Below are 3,914 nucleotides of genomic sequence, written 5' to 3' on the forward strand. Positions count from 1 at the left end.
CTGGGAACATCCTTCGCGATAAGGGCATGGCCGCATACTCCTTATATACAGGTTGCACTGGTTAAAGGTAGTGTGAGGGTGACGGGCTACAATGGCACTTTGAAAGAAACGCTGGTCCCAGGCGACCTGCTGACCTTTACCAAAACTGAACAAACGATGGCTAAAATAGCTAACGGGGTCGGGGAAGACAGGTACAAATGGACGGAAGGAAAGATCGTATTATCTAATACCCGCATGACCGAAGCCCTGGAACAATTAGAGCAACTGTATGGGGTTACCATCCGATACGATAACAGGCAAACCGATAACCGTAAGCTAACCGGTAAGTTTAACCGCGAAGGATTTGATATAGTACTGCAAAACCTGCTATTCGCCGCCGATATGACCTATACCAAGAAAGACGGCATTTATTATATATCTCAACAACAAAAGTAAAAAGGTAAGGCGCTGTCTTGACCACAACGCCTTACAGGCACACTTTTAAAAGTATCACCTTAAATCAAACTTAAAATTATGCGCATTTGGCAAAAAAACCAAAATTGGAGTTACAGCAGCGTAGTAAACTTTCTGATGATCTGCCTCTTCGGGCCCGGACTGATCACGACCGTACGGGCTCAAAATCCGCCTTACGCGGCTATTACAGAGAAAATCGCCATCACTTACAAATCAGCCACGGCCGCCCGCCTGCTCAAAGACCTGGATCATCAAACGAGCTATGATTTTATTTACCAGGAAGAAGTATTTAAAAAGATACCCCTGGCCGGGCTCCCATTTAGCAACACCACCCTGGGTAATGCACTGGTGTACCTGAACAAAGAAGCCGGACTGGCTTTTTCGATGAACAACAAAACAATTGCCGTTAAGCAGGCAAATAACCAGGCAGCTCCGAAGAGGGCGCCCGGCAAAATAACCGGCAAAATTATCGATGAAGAAAACGGGCAGATAATTATTGGCGCCACTATACGAATTGCTAACCGGGGTATCACCTCCGGTATAGACGGTAGTTTCAGCCTTCCTTTACCGCAGGGAAGTTATACTGCGATAATTAGTTCCGTGGGCTATAGTACAAAGGAAGTGAGTGAGATTACCGTGCAGAATGATGAAATTTCAACACTCAATGTTACGCTGAAAAGAGGGAAAGGACAATTGGCAGGTATAGTAGTAAGGTCCTCCGCCAAAAAAGAAAGCGTCAATGCCTTGCTCGCCCGCCAGAAGAATGCAGCGGAAGTAAGTAATGGCATTAGTGCCGAAGAAATGGGCCGCACACCAGATAAGAATATAGGTGAAAGTTTAAAAAGGATCAGCGGGGTTAGCACGGTAGAAAACAAATTTGTAATCGTGCGCGGTATCGGCGAGCGTTATAACGCCGCGGTACTCGATGGTGTGGTGTTACCCAGTACAGAAGCGCAAACCAGGAGCTTTTCCTTTGATCTTATCCCTTCGAGCCTTGTAGATAATGTGATCGTTAGTAAAACGGTAACGCCTGATATGAACGCCAGTTTCGGCGGTGGACTGGTACAAATCAACACCAAGGATATTCCTTTACAGAATTTCACGACCATTGCCGCCGGCACTTCCTATAACGACCAAAGCACCGGGAAAGACTTTTTAAGCCATAAACGGGGCCAGTATGATTACCTGGGCATCAGCGATAAACAGCGGAAATTTCCCGACAATGTGTACGTTACAGACCGCACTGTAGCGCCTAACACTGCTTTGAGCAATGAGGAATACCAACAAAAAGTACTCGCACAGAGTAAACGGTTTACTAACGACAATTTTACCGTGTATAAATATAAAGCAGCCCCCTCACAAAACTACCAGTTTACGATGGGACGCTTATGGAAGTTGGACACAACTGGTAATAAGCTGGGATTTACAGGTTCGTTAAGTTACCGTAACAGCCAGGAGACAAACGTGTTTGACCAGCAAAGACGGGGCGACTGGCTGTACGCATCGAATAACCACGGTGCCAGTTACCGGTTTAACACCACCATCGGCTCCTTAATCAATGTTGGTTTACAGGTAGGTAAAAACCGCTTTAGCTTCCGGAATACCTTTACGCATTTATACGATAATACACTGGTAAGAACGATCGGTTATGATGCTGATAATGGTCCCGACCAGTTTGCGCAAGGTTTACCTCCCGGCCGTATACAGGAAACAGACGACCCAACCTATACCACCCTGCTGCAAAATAAGCTGAGCGGGCAACACCAGCTTGGCAAACTGGGGCTGGAATGGAACATTGCACGCACTGGTGTAGACAGGAAAGAAAAAGATCTTTCGATAGCCACCCAGGGCATTTATCTGATCGGTAAAACGTACGAATATTTTTACATCACCTCGCGGGAAGGCGAACCTCGTATTAATCCTTCCTCCCGCCATAACTACCAAAATAAAGAAAACCATTATTCCTGGGGCCTGGATGGCAACCTGCCATTTTCAGTAGGAAGCATGCATAATACAATGAAGATGGGTTACTTCGGCACCCGCAGAAATGCTTCGTTCGACTGGCAGATAGCTGCACTTAGCGGATCTAACTGGCTTCCGGACAGTTTACGGTACGTTCAGGTGAGTGAAATGGCTAATCCTGCTAATTTCGGCCCTAACGGCTACAATTATAATGTAGCCGCCTTTTTCGTTGACAGCTACGAGGGGAAAAGCACCACGGAGGCAGCGTACCTGATGTTCGACAGTAGGCTGTTACAGCAATTGCGCCTGGTATGGGGCGTGAGGGCCGAATACTATAAATATACGGAAATCAAAAACGGCCGTAACCAACCCGGCGATCCAAAAGACTTCCACATTCCCCGGGATAAAGACTGGCAGTGGTTACCCTCCGCTAATCTTACCTACAGCCCCCTTAGCCAGTTGAATATACGGGCTGCTTTTTCCAGCAGCGTAATACGGCCCGAACTCATGGATAACAGCCAGTTCTTTAAATACAACCCTTTCCTGGGCGCGCCCTTTGGTAACCAGGGCCTGGCCAGCACGCGCATTAACAGCTATGATGTTAAAGCAGAATGGTTTCCGGGTGCCGGAGAGTTACTTTCTGCAGGCGCCTTCTACAAAGAATTCGACAAGCCCATAGAACTCGATTTTATACAGGTAAACGGGAACATCAATTACTACCAGCGAAATGCAAGCAATGCCAAAGTACATGGCCTTGAATTCGAGCTGCGAAAAAACATGGGATTTATTTCGGCTAATAGTCAGCTGTTAAACAACATTACTGCCTACGGTAACCTGACGTTACAAAAGTCGAGCGTACTGGCTACTTACCGGATCAAAAATCCAGCTCCGGGGGCTACCAACGATATCGACGTGGCGGTAAAACAATCGCGCACCATGTATGGTCAATCGCCCTACCTGGTGAATGCAGGTATTCAGTACCTGGGCGAACGTTTAAGCCTTAACGTAGTATACAACAAGTCGGGACTGAAGACCTACATCGTAAGTTCGCTGCTGCACCAGATAGAATACGAGGCGCCACGTGAACAGGTTGATGCCCAGGTAAGCTATAAAATGTTCAGGAAAAAACTGGAAGTAAAACTCAATGCAGGCAACCTGTTGAACAGCGTTTCTATGTTCTTTGCCAACACAGGCAGCTATGAAATTAACCCTGATCGGGGCAATAGTAACGATCCCAGTGATGCTTACAGACTTAAGGATGGGTTTAGCAACAACTACGAAAACGGCGACCAGATCAGGTTCCGTCAGAAGTTCGGCCGCACGTACAGCACCACACTTACTTACACATTTTAATCAATGCAAACATTTGAAGTCATGAAACATCGCATCTATACTCTTCTTATTTTAAGCGCATCGTTGCTATGGGCCGCCTGTTCCAAGCCCGAAATAGTAAGCACTTCCCCACGGGTAGTGCAGGTATTGGTACAGGGTAGCTCCAC

General features: G+C 46.9%; 2 protein-coding genes. Both read left to right on the forward strand.

Annotated elements, in window-relative coordinates:
- Positions 1-435: DUF4974 domain-containing protein (locus QZT80_RS00005; protein ID WP_295116321.1), on the forward strand; the 435-nt coding region annotated here is incomplete at its 5' end.
- A gap of 78 nt (positions 436-513) precedes the next feature.
- Entirely contained in the window at positions 514-3,768 is a 3,255-nt protein-coding gene (locus QZT80_RS00010; RefSeq protein WP_295116324.1) for a TonB-dependent receptor, read from the forward strand.
- Positions 3,769-3,914: the final 146 nt, after the last annotated feature.

This window comes from uncultured Chitinophaga sp. (genome assembly GCF_902168175.1).
Classification (GTDB): domain Bacteria; phylum Bacteroidota; class Bacteroidia; order Chitinophagales; family Chitinophagaceae; genus Chitinophaga.

What these genes read in the sequence shown, in the direction of transcription:
- QZT80_RS00010 (WP_295116324.1), top strand. Translation starts at nt 514, where the DNA reads ATGCGCATTTGGCAAAAAAACCAAAATTGGAGTTACAGCAGCGTAGTA.